This is a genomic window from Streptomyces sp. CHD11 (assembly GCF_018638295.1).
Taxonomy (GTDB): Bacteria; Actinomycetota; Actinomycetes; order Streptomycetales; family Streptomycetaceae; genus Streptomyces.
Genome location: NZ_JABTTS010000013.1, coordinates 142,376 through 158,199 on the forward strand (window position 1 = coordinate 142,376; position 15,824 = coordinate 158,199).

Sequence of the window (15,824 nt, forward strand, 5' to 3'; positions counted from 1 at the left end):
GCTATACGTCAGCAGGCCAGGGCCAGCGGAAGCACCGGCAGAGCGGCAGACACCGCCAAGGTCACCCACCTCGCGGCAGGGTGTGCGGCGGGCCCGGGTCTGAGGATGCGCTGCAGGCGTACCACCGCCGTGGGGCCCGCGGCGGACAGAGCCCCAAGCGGAGCCGGCTGCCCGGAGGCGATCTCGATCAGCGCGGCGGCGAGTACGCCGTGCGGGTAGCGGCGCAGGGCCCGGTCGTCGGCGGCCATCTCCAGCAGCAGCGGCATCTGCCGCAGCAGATGGCGGGCGAGCGGCAGCGGACCGAAAACGGTGGCGAAGCCGTGGACGGCCGCCAGCACCAGATGGTGACGGCCGGCGATGTGGGCGCGTTCGTGCTCGACGACGGCTCCGAGTTCAGCGTCGCTCAGGCGCTCGACAGCACCACGGCTGACGACGATCCGAGGATGCCGCCCGGGCAGGCAGTAGGCGGCCGTCGCCGGGTGCTCGATCACGGTGGCCCGCAGGGCGGGCGTACGGCGCCCGATCATGTCCAGCACAGTGCGGTGGCGGTTGCGCGCGCCCCGGGCCCGCAGCGCGTGAAACGCGAAGACACCGACGGGGGCACCGGCCACGACAGCCAGCGCGGTGATGCCCCACTTGGCCACCGCCCCCTCGCCAGGGCTGATACCGAGCGCGACCTGACAGGAATACAGCACACCGACGTGCGCGTCGGGAGTGAGCGCATGGACGACGGCCAGCGCAACGCACAAGGAAAACGACACGGCCAGGGCCGACCACAGAGCCGCAGCCAGCCGCGGTGACCGGTGCGGCCAGCGGGCCCGGGCCATGACCGGCGGCACAATCATTGCCACGGTGGCCGCATACCCCAGCAGAGCAGGCGCCGCGTTCACGACACCGGACGCCGTCCCGCGGCCCGCAGCGCCTCGCGCAACGCGGCGACCTCGTCCTCATTCATCTGCTCGACGAAGTGAGCCAGAGCCGCCGGGCGGTCCTCACTGACCCCGAGAGCGTCCTCCATCAAGGCCGCCGCATACGCCTCGCGGCTGCGCACCGGCGTGTAGAGCCATGCCTGACCCTGCTTCTGCCGGGTCAGCCACCCCTTCTTGAACAGGATCGTGGCCACCGTCATGACCGTGGTGTACGCCGCAGGACGGCGGATGTTGATGTCATCGACGACCTCGCGGACCGTGGCCGGTCTGCCCCACGTCCACAGGCAGTCCATGATCTCGGCCTCAAGATCCCCCAGCCGCCGCATGGCCCGCACCCCTTCTCTACCCACCGCGTTCACTCACGTCATCGTAGAGGCACACAAAGGCTTCCCCTCGGCGAGGGCTGAGGTCCAGAGGCGGACTGCGGCGAAGGCGCAGGCCGCCGCGAAGATCGAGAAGGCTCAAGAATGCGGAGATCACCACCACCTCCGGCCAACTGAACGCCTGGGGGGCAAGAGGCGGGCGGCAGCCGCCCCGGAATGTCCGCCTCGGGCGGGCGCGCCGCAGGCGCCTTCGCGCACCGCAACCGGGATGCTCGGACACCAGACCCACGGGATGCGCACACGTACCAGGATTCGATATGCCCCCCGGGGGTACGCGACGGAATCGGACGACGGGACGGGAGCAGGAATGGGAGCGGAAGAAATCCGATGGGGGCGGCCACGCGTCGGCCTCTGTCTGGCTGCCTCCGGGCGGCCGTACTCCGCCGCCCGGGAACACGGTGACGGCCGGTGAACGGCTTCACAGCCGTACTGTCCCTACTGGGTTTGGTCGCGCTCGCCATCGCCGGAGTTTACGGGGCGGGATGGGCGCTGCGTGTTTCCGCGGAGCCTCTGGCAGCCGCTCCGTTCGGGTCGGGGCTGGAGCCGGTCGAGCATGCGGTTAGCCGGTTCCATGTGCGCTGGTACACGATCACGATGCTCTTCCTCGCCTTCGACATGGAGATGGTCTTCATGTACCCATGGACGCTGGTCATCTCGACCATGGGACCCAGCGCGGTGATCGAGATGTTCGTCTTCCTCGCGATCCTGCTCGCCGGAGTCACCTACGCCTGGCGCGAGGGGGCCCTGCGATGGACCTGACCGCCACGATGCTGCGCGCGGCAGCCGCCCGACCCCGCGTCCTGGTGGCCAGCATGCCGGGCGGAGCGGCCGTGCGGCTGGCCGCCGAGCGGCACCTACGGCTTCGGGACTGGCCACCGGCCACAACCCCGGCGGAGGCCGATCTGTTGCTCGTCGCCGGCCCCCTCTGCCTGGACCTGCACGCGGCGCTGGAACGGCTGTGGCAGGACCTGCCCGCCCCACGCGTCCGCGCACATGCCCGCACCGCTGACGAAGTACCGGCCGCCCTTGATGCCGCACGCGCCCGCCTGGCCTCGTCGGCAGCCCAGCGCGAGCAGGCATCCCCGCCCGGACCTGGCGGCCGCCCACCGCACGATCACCATCATGAGCAGAGCGCGGAACAAGACGGAACTGGGGGCCGCGCCTCACCGGAGACGGCCCCCGGGGACGGCGAGCATGGCGAAGAGACCGAAGATCTTGATCAGGATAAGGACAACAGCCCGCACACCGGCTCAGGCGACGCTCACTCTTCTCAGGAGCACCACGGCAACCACGGCAAAGAAGAGGGGAGAGGTGACGGCGGCAACGCCCACGAAGACCATCAGGGCCACGGCGGGCATGAGGGGCACGGCGGTCATGGCGGGCACGGCGGAATGGAGATGCCGGGCGGGCTGCCGATGGCCGAGCAGGGCGAGGACCGCGACGGTCTGACGCTCGACCGGCTGCATGTGCCGCTGGGACCGTTCTTGTCCGACTGGCCCGCCGGGCTGACGCTCCGTCTCGTCCTGCAAGGTGACGTCGTCCAGGCGGCCGACCTGGACGAGGCAACTGTTCTCGTCCCGCGTCCTGTCGAGCCGTTCTGGGCGCAGCCCTGGCTGCGGGCCGCAACCGGTGAAGCGGTGAGTTCCGGAGAGGCGGCGCGGCGGCGGGCCGCGTCCCATCTGGACAGTCTGGGGCGGCTGCTCGCGGTGGCAGGCTGGCCCGCCGAAGCGACGAAAGCACGCCGACTGCGCGATGATCTGCTCGACGGTGCCCCTGCTGCCGCGCTCGCTTCCCGGCTGGAGCGCCTCGTCCGGCGGATCGGCCGGTCGCGAACCCTGTTCTGGCTGACGCGCGGCATTGGCGTGGTGACCGCGCAGGACGCGCAGCAGGCAGGGGTGAGCGGTCCCGCCGCCCGGGCCGGCGGGGATGTTCCCGCCCGTTACCGGCAGTGGCTGGCCGATATCCGCCACGACGTGGTGCGGCTGGGCGATCCTTCGCCGCTGGATCCGGCGCAGGAGAGCCCGCGGGGCCGGTGGGATGCGCAGGAGCCGCCGTCGGCCGCCTTGGTCGCCCTGCTTCCCCGGCTGCTGGAAGGCGCCGAGCTGGCCGCCGCGCGCTTGATCGTGGCCAGTCTCGACCCGGACCTGGACGAACTCGCCGCCTGCTCCGCGGAGGTGACGGCACGTGGTTGAGGCGGGGGCGTGGTGGACGCTGCTGGCCGCCCCGGCGATGCTGCTGGGCTTCGCCGTGCTGGCCGTGGCGGCCGATGCGGCCCTGGCCGCCCGGGACGCGGGCCGGCCGGTCACTGTGTCCGCCGCGATGCGGCCGCTGCTGGCGGTGCCGCGGGCGCTGGTGGCCCAGCCCCGGCGGATGCCCCCTCCCGACCGGCTGCTGTGGCGGGCCGGTGTGGTGACCGTGCCGGTGGCCGCCGTGCTGTCGACGCTGGTCATCCCCTTCGGGAACGTAGCGGTCGCCGACCTGTCGGTGGGACTGGTGTGGTTCAACGCCATGGAGGTGCTGACCTGGGCCGGTCTGTGGCTGGCCGGGTGGGGGCCGAACGCGGCGTTCTCCCTGGTCGGCGGCTACCGCTTCCTGGCCCAGGGGCTGGCCTACGAGCTGCCGCTGATGTTCGCCCTGATCTCGACCGCGACCGGCGCGCAGTCCCTGCGCATCGGCGACATCGCCGCAGCCCAGCACGGCCTGTGGTACGCGGTGTGGATGCCGGTCGCCTTCCTGGTGTACCTGGCCGGGGTGCTCGCCTTCAGCTTCCTGGGACCGTTCGCCTACCCGGCCGGACAGGACATCGCAGGCGGCGTGCTGAGCGAGACCTCCGGAGCCGACCGGCTGCTGTTGCAGGCCGGGCGATGGATGTGGCTGGCGGCCGGCGCGGCGATGGCGGTCCCCCTGTTCCTGGGAGGGGGTGCGGGACCGGGCCTGCCCGCCTGGGCGTGGTCGCTGGTGAAGACGGTGCTGGTGCTGGCTGTCCTGGCGTTCGCGGTGCGGCGGTTGCCGGTGATCCGGGCCGACCGGTACGTGGAGTTCGCCTGGGTCGTCCTTATCCCGCTGACGATCGTGCAGACTCTCGTCCCGGCTCTGGTCAACCTCAACCGATAGGAAGGAAGACCCGCTCGATGGGAACGACGGCCGCTGTGTTGCTGTGGACGCTGGGAGTGCTGGCCCTGGCCGGTGGCGTCCTGGTGTTCACACTGAACTCGATGGCCCGGGTCACGTTCGCGCTGCTGGGCTCCCTGGTGTGCGTCGGCGGCGTGGTGACCGTCCTGGGACTGCCCTACCTCGGGGTGGTCATCGTGCTGATGATGGTCATGGAGATGGTGATCATGGCGGTGTTCATGATCGCGTACATGATGAATCCGGCCGGTCTGATGCCGATGTCGATGCTGCACAACAAGCGCGGAGCACTGGTGATCAGCGGTGCGGTGTTCGCCGCGCTGACCGCCGGGATCTTCGTGGTGCCCTGGCCCGACCGTGTGCGAGTGCGGCCGGCGGACACCACCGTCCAGGTGGGCATGTCGTTGATGGGCGATCAGATGCTGACGATGGTCACGCTCGGGTTCGTCCTGCTGGCCACCATGGTCGGCGCAACCGTGCTGGCCACCCGACGTGGCCGCTACGACCGGTTCGGCGACGACCTCGACCAGCGGCCCGCCCGCGACCCGGCCGGCGGAGGGGTGGGCCGGTGACCTTCGAACTGCTCCTGGTCCTGGCCGCGGGCCTCTTCTCGATCGGCCTGTTCGGCGCCCTGTCCCAGCAGTCCATCGTCATGATCATGATGGGGATCGAGCTGATGATCGGCGGAATCATCGTCGCCGCCGCCGACTTCTGGCACTTCCTCGCTCCCGCCGTGGGCAGCGGTCAGGTGGTGATCGTGACGGCTGTGGTGGCCATGGCGGTGGAAATGGCGATGGGCTTCGCCGTCACCACCGCGATCTACCGGGCCCGGCAGGTCGACATGACCGACATGGCCGAGGACCTTAAGGGATGAGCTCACTGATCTGGTTGCTGATCGCCCTGCCCCTGGCAGCGGGGGCTGCCCTCGCGGTGACCGGGACACGCCTGAACCGGCAGGCACCTGCCCTCGGCGTGCTGGTGGCCGCGACGACGCTGGGCCTGGCCGTCGCTGCCGCGTTGATCGGGCCGTCGGCGAGCGTGCCGCTGTTCGCCGGAGTGCGGGCGGGAGTGGCGGTAGACGGCCTTTCCGCGGTCATGGCGATCACCGTCGCCGCGGTCACCACCGCCGTTCTGGTCTTCTCCGCCGGGGAATTCGGTGAGGACGAGAACCGGGGGCGGTTCTTCGGCCTGATGCTGCTGTTCGCCGGCTCCATGCTGGTCACCGTCACCGCGACGACGCTGCCGCTGCTGCTGATGGCCTGGGAGCTGATGGGCGCAACTAGCTGGGCACTGATCGGGTACTGGTGGCACGACCCGGAACGGGCACGCGCGGCGGACACCGCCTTCCTCACCACCCGTACCGCGGACCTGGGCCTCTACCTGGCGGCGGGCGCGGCCATGGCCGGAGGCGCCGGGACATTGAGCTTCGACACTCTCCCGCACACCGCGTCTCCCTGGCTCCACCTGGTCACCGCCGGAATCGTGGCCGCCGCGCTGGGCAAGTCCGCGCAACTGCCGTTCTCCTTCTGGCTCTCGCGCGCCATGCAGGGCCCCAGCCCCGTCTCCGCGTTGCTGCACTCGGCGACCATGGTCGCCGCCGGCGCCTACCTGCTGCTGCGCCTGCACCCGCTGCTGGCCGCAACCGACTGGGCGGGGCCAGTAGTCGCCTGGACCGGCGCCGTGACCGCCCTTGTTCTCGGCGTGGTGGCCGTGGCGCAACGCGACCTGAAGCAGCTGCTCGCCGCGTCGACCGCCTCGCAGATCGGCTTCATGGTGCTGGCCGCCGGCAGCGGCGGCGTGGCTGGCGGTACCTTTCAGCTCGTCGCGCACGCCGCCGCCAAGTCCGGTCTGTTCCTCGCCGCCGGGGCCTGGCTGACCGCACTGGGCACCAAACAGCTTCCCGCCCTGCGCGGCGCCGCCCGCACCCATCGTCTGGTCGGTGCCTGCTTCACCGTCGGCGCGCTCACACTGGCCGGGCTGCCGCCGCTGTCGCTGTGGTGGGCCAAGGACGATGTCCTCGCCTCCGCCCGCGCCGAGAGCACCGGCCTGTACGTGGTCGGACTGACGGCGGCCTCCGTCGCCGCCGTCTACAGCGTCAAGGCCCTGTGGTACGTCACCCGCCCGCTCCCCGAGAACCCCCAGGCCGGGTATGACACTGAGCGACCCGGCACCCGGCGTGTCCCCTCCGCTTCGGCTGCCCCGCTGCTCGTCCTCGCGGGCGCGGCGGCCGCCTTGGGCGTTCTCGCCCTGCCGGGACCGGCCGCGTGGCTGCGCGACCTGCTCGGCGTCCCCGGCGAACCCTCACCCAAGGCATGGGAGCTGGGATTGTCCGCCGCCGTCGCCCTCACAGCGGCAGCGATGGCCTGGTGGCGACCCTTCTCCCCACGCACCCTCCTGCCACCGGCGGTCGTGCGGTACGCCGAAGGCTGGCTGCACCTGGAACGCGCCGCCCACGCCATCGTCGTCAGGCCGGTGATAGCGACGGCCCGCGCGCTGGCCGTCTTCGACGACCGGGTCGTGGACGGTGCCGTGCGGCAGGCGGCCCGGGGCGGGCTCGCCGTCGCCCGTAGGGCGCGGCGTCTGGATGACGCGAGCATCGACGCCGCCGTCGAATCCGTCGGTCGCGGTGGCCTGGCTGTCGCCCGGCAGACGCGCCGTCTGGATGACGGCGGAATCGACGCCGCCGTCAGCGCCGTCGCCTCCGGTGCCCGGAGCCTGGGGCGGTGGGCACGCCGCCCGCAGACCGGGCTGCTGCACCAGTACTACGCCCAAGCCGCCGTCGGCTTCTGCGTGCTCGTCCTGATCGTCCTGTTGGTGAGGTAACCCCTGTGCTGTCCGCTGTGACCTTTCTGCCGCTGCTGGTGTGCGTGGCTCTGATGCTGTTGCCCGGCAGGTTCCCCGAGCGGGCGTACCTGTGGGTGTGGATCACCACCGCCGCCGTCGATCTCGCTCTGGTCATCGCGTTGTGGGCGGGGTTCGACTCCCGGGGCGGAATGCAGTACGAGCAGCGGGTGCGCTGGATTCCGGGCGCGGGGGTGAGCTACCACGTCGGCGTCGACGGCCTTTCCCTGCCGCTGGTCGCTCTGACCTGCGTACTGTTCCTGGCCGTCGCGGTGTACTCGCTGCGCGAGACGAGCCGGGTACGCCCGTACGTGTGCCTGTTTCTCTTCCTGCAGACGGCGAGTCTCGGACTGTTCGTCGCGCTCGATCTGATCCTGTTCTTCGTCTTCTTCGACCTGTCCATCGTCGGCATGTTCTTCGTCATCGCCGGCTGGGGCCACGGGGAGCGCGCCCGGGCGGCGGCGTTGAAGTTCTTCCTCTACACCTTCATCGGCTCGCTCGCCCTGCTGCTCGGTTTCATCGGCCTGTACCTGGCCGCCGACCCGCACACCTTCGACATCGTCGACCTCACCCGCGCCAACCCGCTCGCCGGGCACGGTCTGTACGCGGGCCTGGTGCTGCTGGCCATCGGCGTGGGGCTGGCCGTCAAGACCCCGACCGTTCCCTTCCACACCTGGCTGCCGCCCGCCCATACCGAGGCCCCCGCCGCCGGATCGGCAATCCTGGCCGCGGTCCTGCTGAAGATGGGCACCTACGGTTTCGTCCGCATCGCGATGCCGTTGCTGCCCGGAAGCTGGCGCCACTACGCCCTGGTCATCGTGATCGTCGGCGTCGTCTCCGTCGTCTACGGAGCCTTGGTCGCGCTCGCGCAGACCGACTTCAAACGCATGATCGCCTACACCTCGGTCAACCACATGGGCTACATCATCCTGGCCGTCGGCGCCGCCGGAACCCTGGCCGGAACCGACGACCAAGCCCGCTCCCTGGCTGTGACCGGCGCGGTCACACAGATGGTCAGCCACGGCCTGATCACCGGCGCACTGTTCCTGCTCTCCGGGGTCCTCTACGACCGCGGACAGACCTACAAGATCGACGCCTACTCCGGACTAGCGGCCTACGCACCTCGCTTCGCGGCCGCCACGGGCGTCGCCGCGTTCGCGAGCCTCGGAATCCCCGGCTTCTCCGGCTTCATCGCCGAGTTCCAAATCTTCACCGGCTCCCTCGCCTCCCAGGCCATCGCCACCGCGATCGCCGTGACCGGCATCCTCATCACCGCCGCACTGTTCCTTCGCGCACTGCGCGCCATGCTCCTCGGCGCCCCACGCCTGCCCGAGTCGGTGCACACCACCGGATTCGGTGACCTGAAGGCCCGCGAAGCGGTCTCCAGCATCAGCCTGCTCGTCCTCGCCCTGCTGATCGGTATCGCACCGCGCTGGCTGCTGGACGTCATCGAACCCGCCGGCCGCACCGTGACCGAATTGGTGGCGCGGTGAACGAGAACCTCGCCGCCCTCATCCCTGAAATCGCCCTGCTCGCAGCCGCCGTGATCGGCCTGCTCGCCGGTTCCTGGCTGCCGCGCCGCCGCCAGTGGATCGTCGCCGTCCTCGCTACCGCGGCCTGCACCGCCGGCCTGGTTGCCACGGGCATCACCATGGCCACCGGCCGCGTGCAGGCCGTCTTCGCGGACGCCTTCGCCGTCGACGCCGCCACCAACGCCGGCCGCCTCACCGTCCTGGGAGCCCTGCTGCTGGTCATCACCATGTCGGTGGAGACCGTACGCGGCCACAAACGCGAAACCGAGTACTGGGTCCTGCTCCTGCTGACCGGAGCGGGCACACTCGCCCTCCTTGGTGCGAACGACCTGCTGATGCTGTTCGCCGCCTACCTCCTCGCCAGCATCCCCGCCTACGCCCTGGCCGCCTTCGCCAAGGACGACTCCGGCACCGAAGCAGCCCTGAAGTACTACCTGATGGGCGCTCTCCTCGGAACCGCCATGCTCGCCGGCGTCGCCCTGTTCTACGGAGCCGGGCACGCCACCCTCTACCGCGAACTACGCACCACCTTGCCCGAGGCCCCTCATGGTCTCGTCGCCGTAGCCCTGGTGGCCGTTCTGGCGGGACTGCTGTTCAAGGCCGGGGCGGTGCCCGCCCACTACTGGGTCCCTGACGTCACCGACGGCGCATCCGCCCCGGTCGCCGCCTACGTCACCACCCTGCCTAAGATCGGCGCACTGATCGCCGGCTACCGCCTGCTCCATCAAGCCCTCCCCGACAGCGACGTCAACTGGCCACTCCTGCTCGCGATCCTGGCCGCCGTCACCATGTCACTGGGCAACCTGGCGGCCTTCTTCCAGACCTCCGTCAAACGACTGCTCGCCTACTCCACCATCAGCCAGGTCGGCTACCTCCTGATGGCCCTTGCCGTCGCCACACGCACCGACCTCGCCCAGAGGAGCCTGCTGTTCTACCTGGCCGCCTACGCCGTCACCAACCTCGGCGCCTTCGCCGTCGTCACCGCACTACCCGCCGCCCGCACCCTGGAGGACTACCGTGGCCTCGCCCGCCGCCACCCCGGCCTCGCGGCCGTTCTCGTGGTCTGTCTCCTCGGCCTGGTCGGCACTCCGCCCACCGGCGTCTTCCTCGGCAAACTGGAAATCTTCAGCGCCACCATCGACGGTGGCTACACCTGGCTCGCAGCTCTCGCCGTCGTCAACACGGTCGCCTCCCTCTTCTACTACCTGCGCTGGCTCGCCCCCCTCTTCATCACCACCACCAAATCCGCACCACTCGCCACCCACGCAGCCATGGGCCGCTGGACCACCGCCACTGCCTACACCGCCGGCACCCTCGCCCTCGGACTTGGGATCGCCGGCGGAGCAGTGCTTCCCTTCGGAAATGGGGACCTGCTGCCATGACACCCGGCGACGGTCTGCGGTAAAGATCCGGGAGGCTGGCCCACAACCCGAGCCTGAGACACGAGACGCCTGGACACAGAATCTGCTTGCATAACGTCGGGGACGAAGCGCCACGCCCAGGCTTGCTGTACGAGCAGCCGATCGGGGACGGGGCCGCGGTGGAGCGGACTGTCCCACAGGGGCCGGTAGCGGACGTGGACGTTGTGCCGGTCCAGTACCGGGACGTCGAGAACATGCCGACTGTCAGCGAGATGCGCGGTGGCGGTGTTGCCGAGCCGAGCACGGTAGGCGGCGAGCATGATCTGCCCGTCCACGGGGCGCAGCCGCTGGACCGCGTCCCGGGTTTCCAAGAAGGCGTACTCGGACAGCTCCTTGCGCGGCAAGCGGATCGCCTCCACCTGGTCGGGGGCGAGGGTTCCCCCATCGAAGACGAACCGGACCTCGCCAGGACAGTGCGTTCCGGGCTGAAGGTCGGGGTGGTGCGCGGAGAAGGAGTGGACGGCGAGCACGGCCGACAGCGGCAGGTCCAGGCCCAGTTCCTCGGTGATCTCGCGCCGGCAGGTGACGTGCGGGTGTTCACCGTGTTCGACGACACCTCCGGGCAGCACCCACGAGCCGTCCTCGCGATGGCGTCCCGCTGTGTGGTGTAGGGGATCTCCGCGGTTGAGTGCGCGGGTTCTGCTCCCTCGGGTGCACCGTCTGCCGGTGTCTGCTCCCTGCTCAACTGGCAGGCCACCGTGCAACTGTCCGGAGTGAACGGGCAGTTCGACCCCAGGGGGTGCACGGTGGCCTTGTCCCAGCATGACCTACTTCGCCTGCTTGAGTCACTACGTTCGGCCGATGGTCTTGAACTCGTCCGCGAGGTCGCCGAGCGGCTGCTGCAGGAACTGATCGAGGCCGAGGCCACCACGAAGATCGGCGCCGAGTGGGGCGAACACACCGACACCCGCACCACCTGGCGCAATGGGCACCGCGAGAAGACGATGACCACGCAGGCCGGCGACCTGGAACTCGCCATCCCGAAACTGCGGGCCGGAAGCTTCTTCCCCAGCCTCCTCGAGCGCCGGCGGCGCATCGACCAGGCTCTCTACGCGGTCATCATGGAGGCATACGTCCACGGCGTCTCCACCCGCTCCGTCGACGACCTCGTCAAAGCCCTCGGCTCGGACACCGGGATATCCAAGAGCGAGGTCTCCCGGATCTGCGCGGACCTCGACGCACAGCTCGACGCTTTCCGGACCCGCCCGCTGGACCACATCCGCTTCCCCTACCTGTTCCTCGACGCCACCTACGTCAAGGCCCGTGTCGACCACCGCATCGTCTCCCAGGCGATCGTCATCGCCACCGGCGTCACCCAGGACGGCGGACGCGAGGTCATCGGCGTCATGGTCGGCGACAGCGAGACCGAAGCCTTCTGGACCCAGTTCCTGCGTCACCTGCGCGAACGCGGACTGGGTGGCGTCCGCCTGGTCATCTCCGACAGCCACAGCGGCCTGGCCAAAGCAATCCGCAAAGTCATGCTCGGCGCCGCCTGGCAGCGCTGTCGTGTTCACTTCGTCCGCAACGTCTTCGCCGCAATCCCGAAAGGCTCGGCGGAGATGGTCGCCGCGACGATCCGCACCGTCTTCGCCCAGCCCACCGCGGACGCGGTCCGCACCCAGCTCGACACCGTCGCCGACATGCTCGGCCGCCAGTTCCCCAAGGTCAGAGAGATGCTGCTGGAGGCGAAGGAAGACCTGACCGCGTTCGCGGACTTCCCCCACCAGCACTGGAAGAAGATCCAGTCCACGAACCCGCTGGAGCGGCTGAACCGGGAAATCAAACGCCGCACCGACGTCGTCCAGGTCTTCCCCAACCCGCCCGCGGTCCTCCGCCTGGCCACCGCGGTCCTCGCCGAACTCCACGACGAGTGGATCGCCTTCCCCCGCCGCTACCTCTCCAACGAAAGCATGGACGCCCTCTACTTCGATGCCCCAACCGTCCTACCCGCCACGTCAGACGACTGATCGCCTACACCACGACAGGGGACATGACCGTCCTCGCGGTAGGTGGGGCGCACTAGCAGGACCTGTCCAACCTCGTTGGTGATGACAGCGGCGGCCCCGAGCCACGCGGCATGCCGGGACGCGGCGTACTGCGCTGCCGACGGAACGGCACGCGGTGTGTCGTGATCCGAAGGGGAAACGGGAGAGGTCACGTAGCTCTGCCTTCCGGGACGGTGGGCGTGGCGGGGTGGGGGATGGCCGCGGTCGGGGCGTACTGGGCGGCTTGGGCGTCGAACATGGCGGCGTATCGGCCGCGGGCGGTGATGAGTTCGTCGTGGGTGCCGTGCTCGGCGAGGTGCCCGTTGTTGAGGACGTAGATGTGGTCGGCGTGGCGGACGCCGGACATGCGGTGGGTGACCAGGACAACGGCCCGGTTCGGGGCGGCGAGGCGGCGGATGCGGTCGAAGGCTTCGATCTCGGCTTCGGGGTCGAGGGCGGAGGTCGGCTCGTCCACGATGAGGACGCCGTCTGCCTGTGATGTTGAGCTACGCCAGTGCGTGCGGGCCAGGCCGACTTTCTGCCATTCGCCGCCGGACAGTTCGATGGCGCCACGGAACATGCGGGCCAGCAGGCTACATAGTCCGTCGGGGAGTTTGGCGATGACGGGGCCAGCGGCGGCGTAGTCGACCGAGGGCTTCAGGTCTTCGTCGGTTGCCGGGTGGTCGGGGCGGCCGAGGCGGATGTTCATCGCGGCGGTCACGGGCCAGCGCTGGAAGTCCTGGGTGAGCAGGGAGACGCGCTCGAAGACCTGGGCCCGGTCGAGTTCGGTGAGATCCGCCTCACCCCAGCGCAGCGTGCCGGAGGCGGGCAGCAGCATGCCGGAGAGGATCTTCATCAAGGTGCTCTTGCCGGAGCCGTTCTCGCCCACCACGGCGGTGACCGATCCCATCGGCAGGGTTAGGGACACCCCGTCCAGGGCGGCGGCGTCCCGGTCGGGGTAGCGGTAGGTGACCTGGTCCAGCACGATCTCCTTGACGCGTTCCGGTACGGGCGACCCGCCGGCGGGCAGCGTCCGCCGGCCGGCCTCGGTGAGGAAGCGGCCGTGGTCGCGGACGTAGAGGCTCTCCTCGTGGAGCTGGTTGATGTTCATTACCAGCGCGCCCAGGCTCGCCGAGCCGGTGCTTACGGCGATGACGGCGGTCCCGGCGACGGCGAGGCTCATGTGCCCGGCCATGATCAGCCAGAACATGGCGCCGTAGGTCGCGGCCATGGCCAGGCCGGACAGTGCGGAGGCGACCCATTCGGTGAGGGCCTTGCTGGAGGCGAGGCGTTCCTGTTCGGCTTCGGCGCTTTCGGCCATGCGCTCGTAGCGGCTGAGGAGGAAGGAGCCGACGGCGTGGAGGCGTACTTCCTGCGCGGCGGTGCGTTCGGTGAGCAGGTTGCCGATCAGGCGGCTGGCCCGTACGTGCTCGATCCAGCTCATCACCGACACGTAGCGTTCCTGAGCCACGCGCATGGCACCCCAGCCGCGCGGGGCGGCGATGAGGATCAGCATGGGCAACAGCGCGGGGTGCAGCACGGCGAGAACGCCAGCGGTGGTGATCAGGGAGTGGACCAGGCCGACAAGGCAGAGTTGACGACGCCGATAATGGCGGCAGTCAGGAGACCGGGCAGCAGTGCGTGCAGCCGGTCGGTGCCGCTGCCGGTGCCGGCGAGCAGTGCGTGCATGATGGCGTTGACGGCAAGTAGGCTGGCGGCTGCGGCGATGCCCTGGCCGATCTCGCTGACCCCCGACCGAAAGCAGGGCACGCCGGTCGGCCTGCCACGCCATGCGTAGCGTGGAGCCGACGAGCGCGGGCATGGAGCGAAGCGCCGACAGCATGGTCAGGTCCAAGGTCGCGTGCTCGTGCTGGGACCAGCCCATGTCGTAGCGCAGGGGCCCGCCGAACAGCTCCTGTTCGGCGTCGGACACCTGCGGTTCGGCCATCGAGACCGGCCCGAAGAACCTCTTCACCGGGCGCCTCCCGCAGGCCAGTTGATAGCCCGGTAGCACGGGCCGTGGGTGAGCAGGTGGAAGATCGTGGCGGTGTAGGGGTGGCAGTCCGGCGACGGTCTTTGCATCGGCACCCAGAAGAGCCCTTCGTGCTTGTCCGGCTCGGCGTTGTACGGCGCACCCGTCCAGGACTGCGCGACGAACACGGCGGTGACCCGGTCCAGTCCGTCACCGGGGTCGTGGTGGTGGATGAGGCCGCAGAACTCCTGCTGCTCCGCGCTGAGCAGGATGCCCGTCTCCTCCTTCGCCTCGCGCCGCGCGGCATGATCGAGTGGTTCGTCGGCCTCCAGGTGGCCGCCTACGACGGTGAGCTGTCCCGGTGCGAGCGCGGTGCCCGGATTGCGGCGCACGCACAGGGCGGTGCCGTTGGACCGGAGCAGGACCTGGGCGACATCGGCGATGGGCAGGTGAGGCGACTCGCTCACGGACGGACCTCCTGCCGCACGCGTTTCACGATGCGCAGGCCCCGCGCAGTCACGAGCACATTGCCTTGCCAGGGACCGTAGGCGATGGCGCGCGCGGTCTCCATGACGGCGAACGCGGTCAAGCCGGGGCCTCCGTCTCGGACAAACGCTGGCCGTACCCCATGCTCGGATCGGTCGGCCTCAGCGGCGTGGTGGCGTGATTCATGCCAGACACCTCGTATCCAGTCGCGACCTACGGGTGGACCGCGTTGCGGTCGACGGCGGAGTGCGAAGGGGCGCCCGAGGAGCCGGTCGTGTTTTCGAACACGGGATGAAGGAGGGCAGGGAGGCGTACGGCATTCATGGGGGCTCCTCGGGAGAGATGCGGACTAGTGATCGGATAACGGGAGCCCTTGTGTCGCCGTAACGGGTGGAGGCGGGCGAAATCTAGAACCGATATTCGAATACAGGGCCCACTCCTTCTGTGGTCGAGCGGGGCGGGCTGTGATGCCGTGTTCGATCACTCATGTGGGTTGCGGTACCTCCTTCAGGGGATTGCCTGAAGCCGCCCAGTCGTATCGGAGAAGCCGCTGCAGCTCGGCTTCGCCGAGGGCGACGGACTCGGTCAGAGACCGCTGGTACCTGCGGGCGCGACGGTCAGCCCGGTGAGATGGTTGATGCGCTCCTGAAGCGAGAGCGCGTGTGGCGGGTCAAGGGGATGCGGCTGGCTATCGCGGGGATCATCGGCTCAGCCTTTGCGCGCCCAGTCGACAACCAGTCGGCTGTAGGGCTTGTCGACGGCGAAGCGGGCGTCGTCCACCGTCAGCCGGTCGCGCGAGTCGGCAGTGGCCATTCGGAAGCTTGGTTCGGGGGCGTTGTTGCCGCCGCTGGCGTCCCAGGCGCGGATCTCGCTCACGACGCGCTCGGCGAGGTCGCCGCCGCCCTCGCCGTGGCCGATCACGCCAACCTCCCAGTACCGGCCCTTCTCGTCCTGCCCCTCGCGGATGGTCAAGTTGAGGTTCCCCCTGTCGGCTGGACAGCTTGATACTGGGACGGATGGTCCTGGAGGAAGCAGTCACAGGTAGTGAGCAACAAGAGCAATATGAGCAAGCGGTACACGACCGAGTTCAAGCGGGACGCGGTCGCCCTGGCGTTGTCCTCGGAGAAGACGGTCACCGAGGTCGCG

At 69.7% G+C, this 15,824-nt stretch carries 15 protein-coding genes and 1 pseudogene; 9 read left to right on the forward strand and 7 right to left on the reverse strand.

Annotated elements, in window-relative coordinates:
- Positions 1-8: 8 nt before the first annotated feature.
- Complete coding sequence (locus HTV45_RS16635) at positions 9-845, reverse strand: M56 family metallopeptidase (protein WP_251692222.1); 837 nt, start codon at positions 843-845, stop codon at positions 9-11.
- Between the two features lie 41 nt (positions 846-886).
- Positions 887-1,255, reverse strand: a complete 369-nt coding sequence (locus HTV45_RS16640) for a BlaI/MecI/CopY family transcriptional regulator (protein WP_215206580.1) — start codon at positions 1,253-1,255, stop codon at positions 887-889.
- Positions 1,256-1,720: 465 nt separating this feature from the next.
- Between HTV45_RS16640 and HTV45_RS16645 the strand changes: the two genes are divergently transcribed.
- From HTV45_RS16645 to HTV45_RS16680, 8 genes are read left to right on the forward strand one after another with little or no spacing between them, the layout of a single operon-like run.
- Positions 1,721-2,071 carry an NADH-quinone oxidoreductase subunit A gene (locus tag HTV45_RS16645; protein WP_215206559.1) on the forward strand — a complete coding sequence of 117 codons (351 nt, stop codon included), beginning with the start codon at positions 1,721-1,723 and terminating at the stop codon, positions 2,069-2,071.
- Positions 2,062-3,504, forward strand: coding sequence for a hypothetical protein (locus HTV45_RS16650; RefSeq protein ID WP_215206560.1), 1,443 nt, complete (start codon positions 2,062-2,064; stop codon positions 3,502-3,504). The genes HTV45_RS16645 and HTV45_RS16650 overlap by 10 nt, the downstream gene beginning before the upstream one ends.
- Positions 3,497-4,426, forward strand: a complete 930-nt coding sequence (locus tag HTV45_RS16655) for an NADH-quinone oxidoreductase subunit H (protein WP_308309685.1) — start codon at positions 3,497-3,499, stop codon at positions 4,424-4,426. Before HTV45_RS16650 ends, HTV45_RS16655 begins: the two co-directional genes overlap by 8 nt.
- Positions 4,427-4,443: 17 nt before the next feature.
- Positions 4,444-5,013, forward strand: coding sequence for an NADH-quinone oxidoreductase subunit J (locus tag HTV45_RS16660; protein WP_215206561.1), 570 nt, complete (start codon positions 4,444-4,446; stop codon positions 5,011-5,013).
- Positions 5,010-5,315: an NADH-quinone oxidoreductase subunit K gene (locus HTV45_RS16665; protein WP_215206562.1), complete on the forward strand. Its 306-nt coding sequence runs from the start codon at positions 5,010-5,012 to the stop codon at positions 5,313-5,315. The genes HTV45_RS16660 and HTV45_RS16665 overlap by 4 nt, the downstream gene beginning before the upstream one ends.
- Positions 5,312-7,264, forward strand: a complete 1,953-nt coding sequence (locus tag HTV45_RS16670) for an NADH-quinone oxidoreductase subunit L (protein ID WP_215206563.1) — start codon at positions 5,312-5,314, stop codon at positions 7,262-7,264. Before HTV45_RS16665 ends, HTV45_RS16670 begins: the two co-directional genes overlap by 4 nt.
- 5 nt (positions 7,265-7,269) lie before the next feature.
- A complete protein-coding gene (locus HTV45_RS16675; protein ID WP_215206564.1) occupies positions 7,270-8,775 on the forward strand; it encodes a NuoM family protein in 1,506 nt (501 codons plus the stop codon).
- The gene (locus HTV45_RS16680) at positions 8,772-10,196 is read left to right on the forward strand and encodes an NADH-quinone oxidoreductase subunit N (protein ID WP_215206565.1); all 1,425 of its coding nucleotides are present in this window, start codon (positions 8,772-8,774) and stop codon (positions 10,194-10,196) included. Before HTV45_RS16675 ends, HTV45_RS16680 begins: the two co-directional genes overlap by 4 nt.
- Here the strand turns inward: HTV45_RS16680 and HTV45_RS16685 are convergent.
- Positions 10,112-10,999 carry an NUDIX hydrolase gene (locus HTV45_RS16685; RefSeq protein WP_251692183.1) on the reverse strand — a complete coding sequence of 296 codons (888 nt, stop codon included), beginning with the start codon at positions 10,997-10,999 and terminating at the stop codon, positions 10,112-10,114. The two genes, HTV45_RS16680 and HTV45_RS16685, sit on opposite strands and share 85 nt — an antisense overlap.
- On the opposite strand from HTV45_RS16685, the gene HTV45_RS16690 reads away from it, so the two are divergent.
- Complete coding sequence (locus HTV45_RS16690; RefSeq protein WP_215206566.1) at positions 10,982-12,202, forward strand: IS256 family transposase; 1,221 nt, start codon at positions 10,982-10,984, stop codon at positions 12,200-12,202. The two genes, HTV45_RS16685 and HTV45_RS16690, sit on opposite strands and share 18 nt — an antisense overlap.
- A gap of 187 nt (positions 12,203-12,389) precedes the next feature.
- Here the strand turns inward: HTV45_RS16690 and HTV45_RS34835 are convergent.
- The 4 genes and pseudogenes from HTV45_RS34835 to HTV45_RS16705 all read right to left on the reverse strand — a co-directional run bounded on the left by HTV45_RS34835 (position 12,390) and on the right by HTV45_RS16705 (position 15,650).
- Positions 12,390-14,168, reverse strand: a pseudogene (locus HTV45_RS34835) (ATP-binding cassette domain-containing protein).
- A 23-nt stretch (positions 14,169-14,191) separates the two neighbouring features.
- Complete coding sequence (locus tag HTV45_RS16700; protein ID WP_215206567.1) at positions 14,192-14,659, reverse strand: NUDIX domain-containing protein; 468 nt, start codon at positions 14,657-14,659, stop codon at positions 14,192-14,194.
- Entirely contained in the window at positions 14,656-14,781 is a 126-nt protein-coding gene (locus HTV45_RS34840; protein WP_285899651.1) for a hypothetical protein, read from the reverse strand. Before HTV45_RS34840 ends, HTV45_RS16700 begins: the two co-directional genes overlap by 4 nt.
- A gap of 605 nt (positions 14,782-15,386) precedes the next feature.
- Positions 15,387-15,650: a hypothetical protein gene (locus HTV45_RS16705; RefSeq protein ID WP_215206568.1), complete on the reverse strand. Its 264-nt coding sequence runs from the start codon at positions 15,648-15,650 to the stop codon at positions 15,387-15,389.
- Between the last annotated feature and the right edge of the window lie 174 nt (positions 15,651-15,824).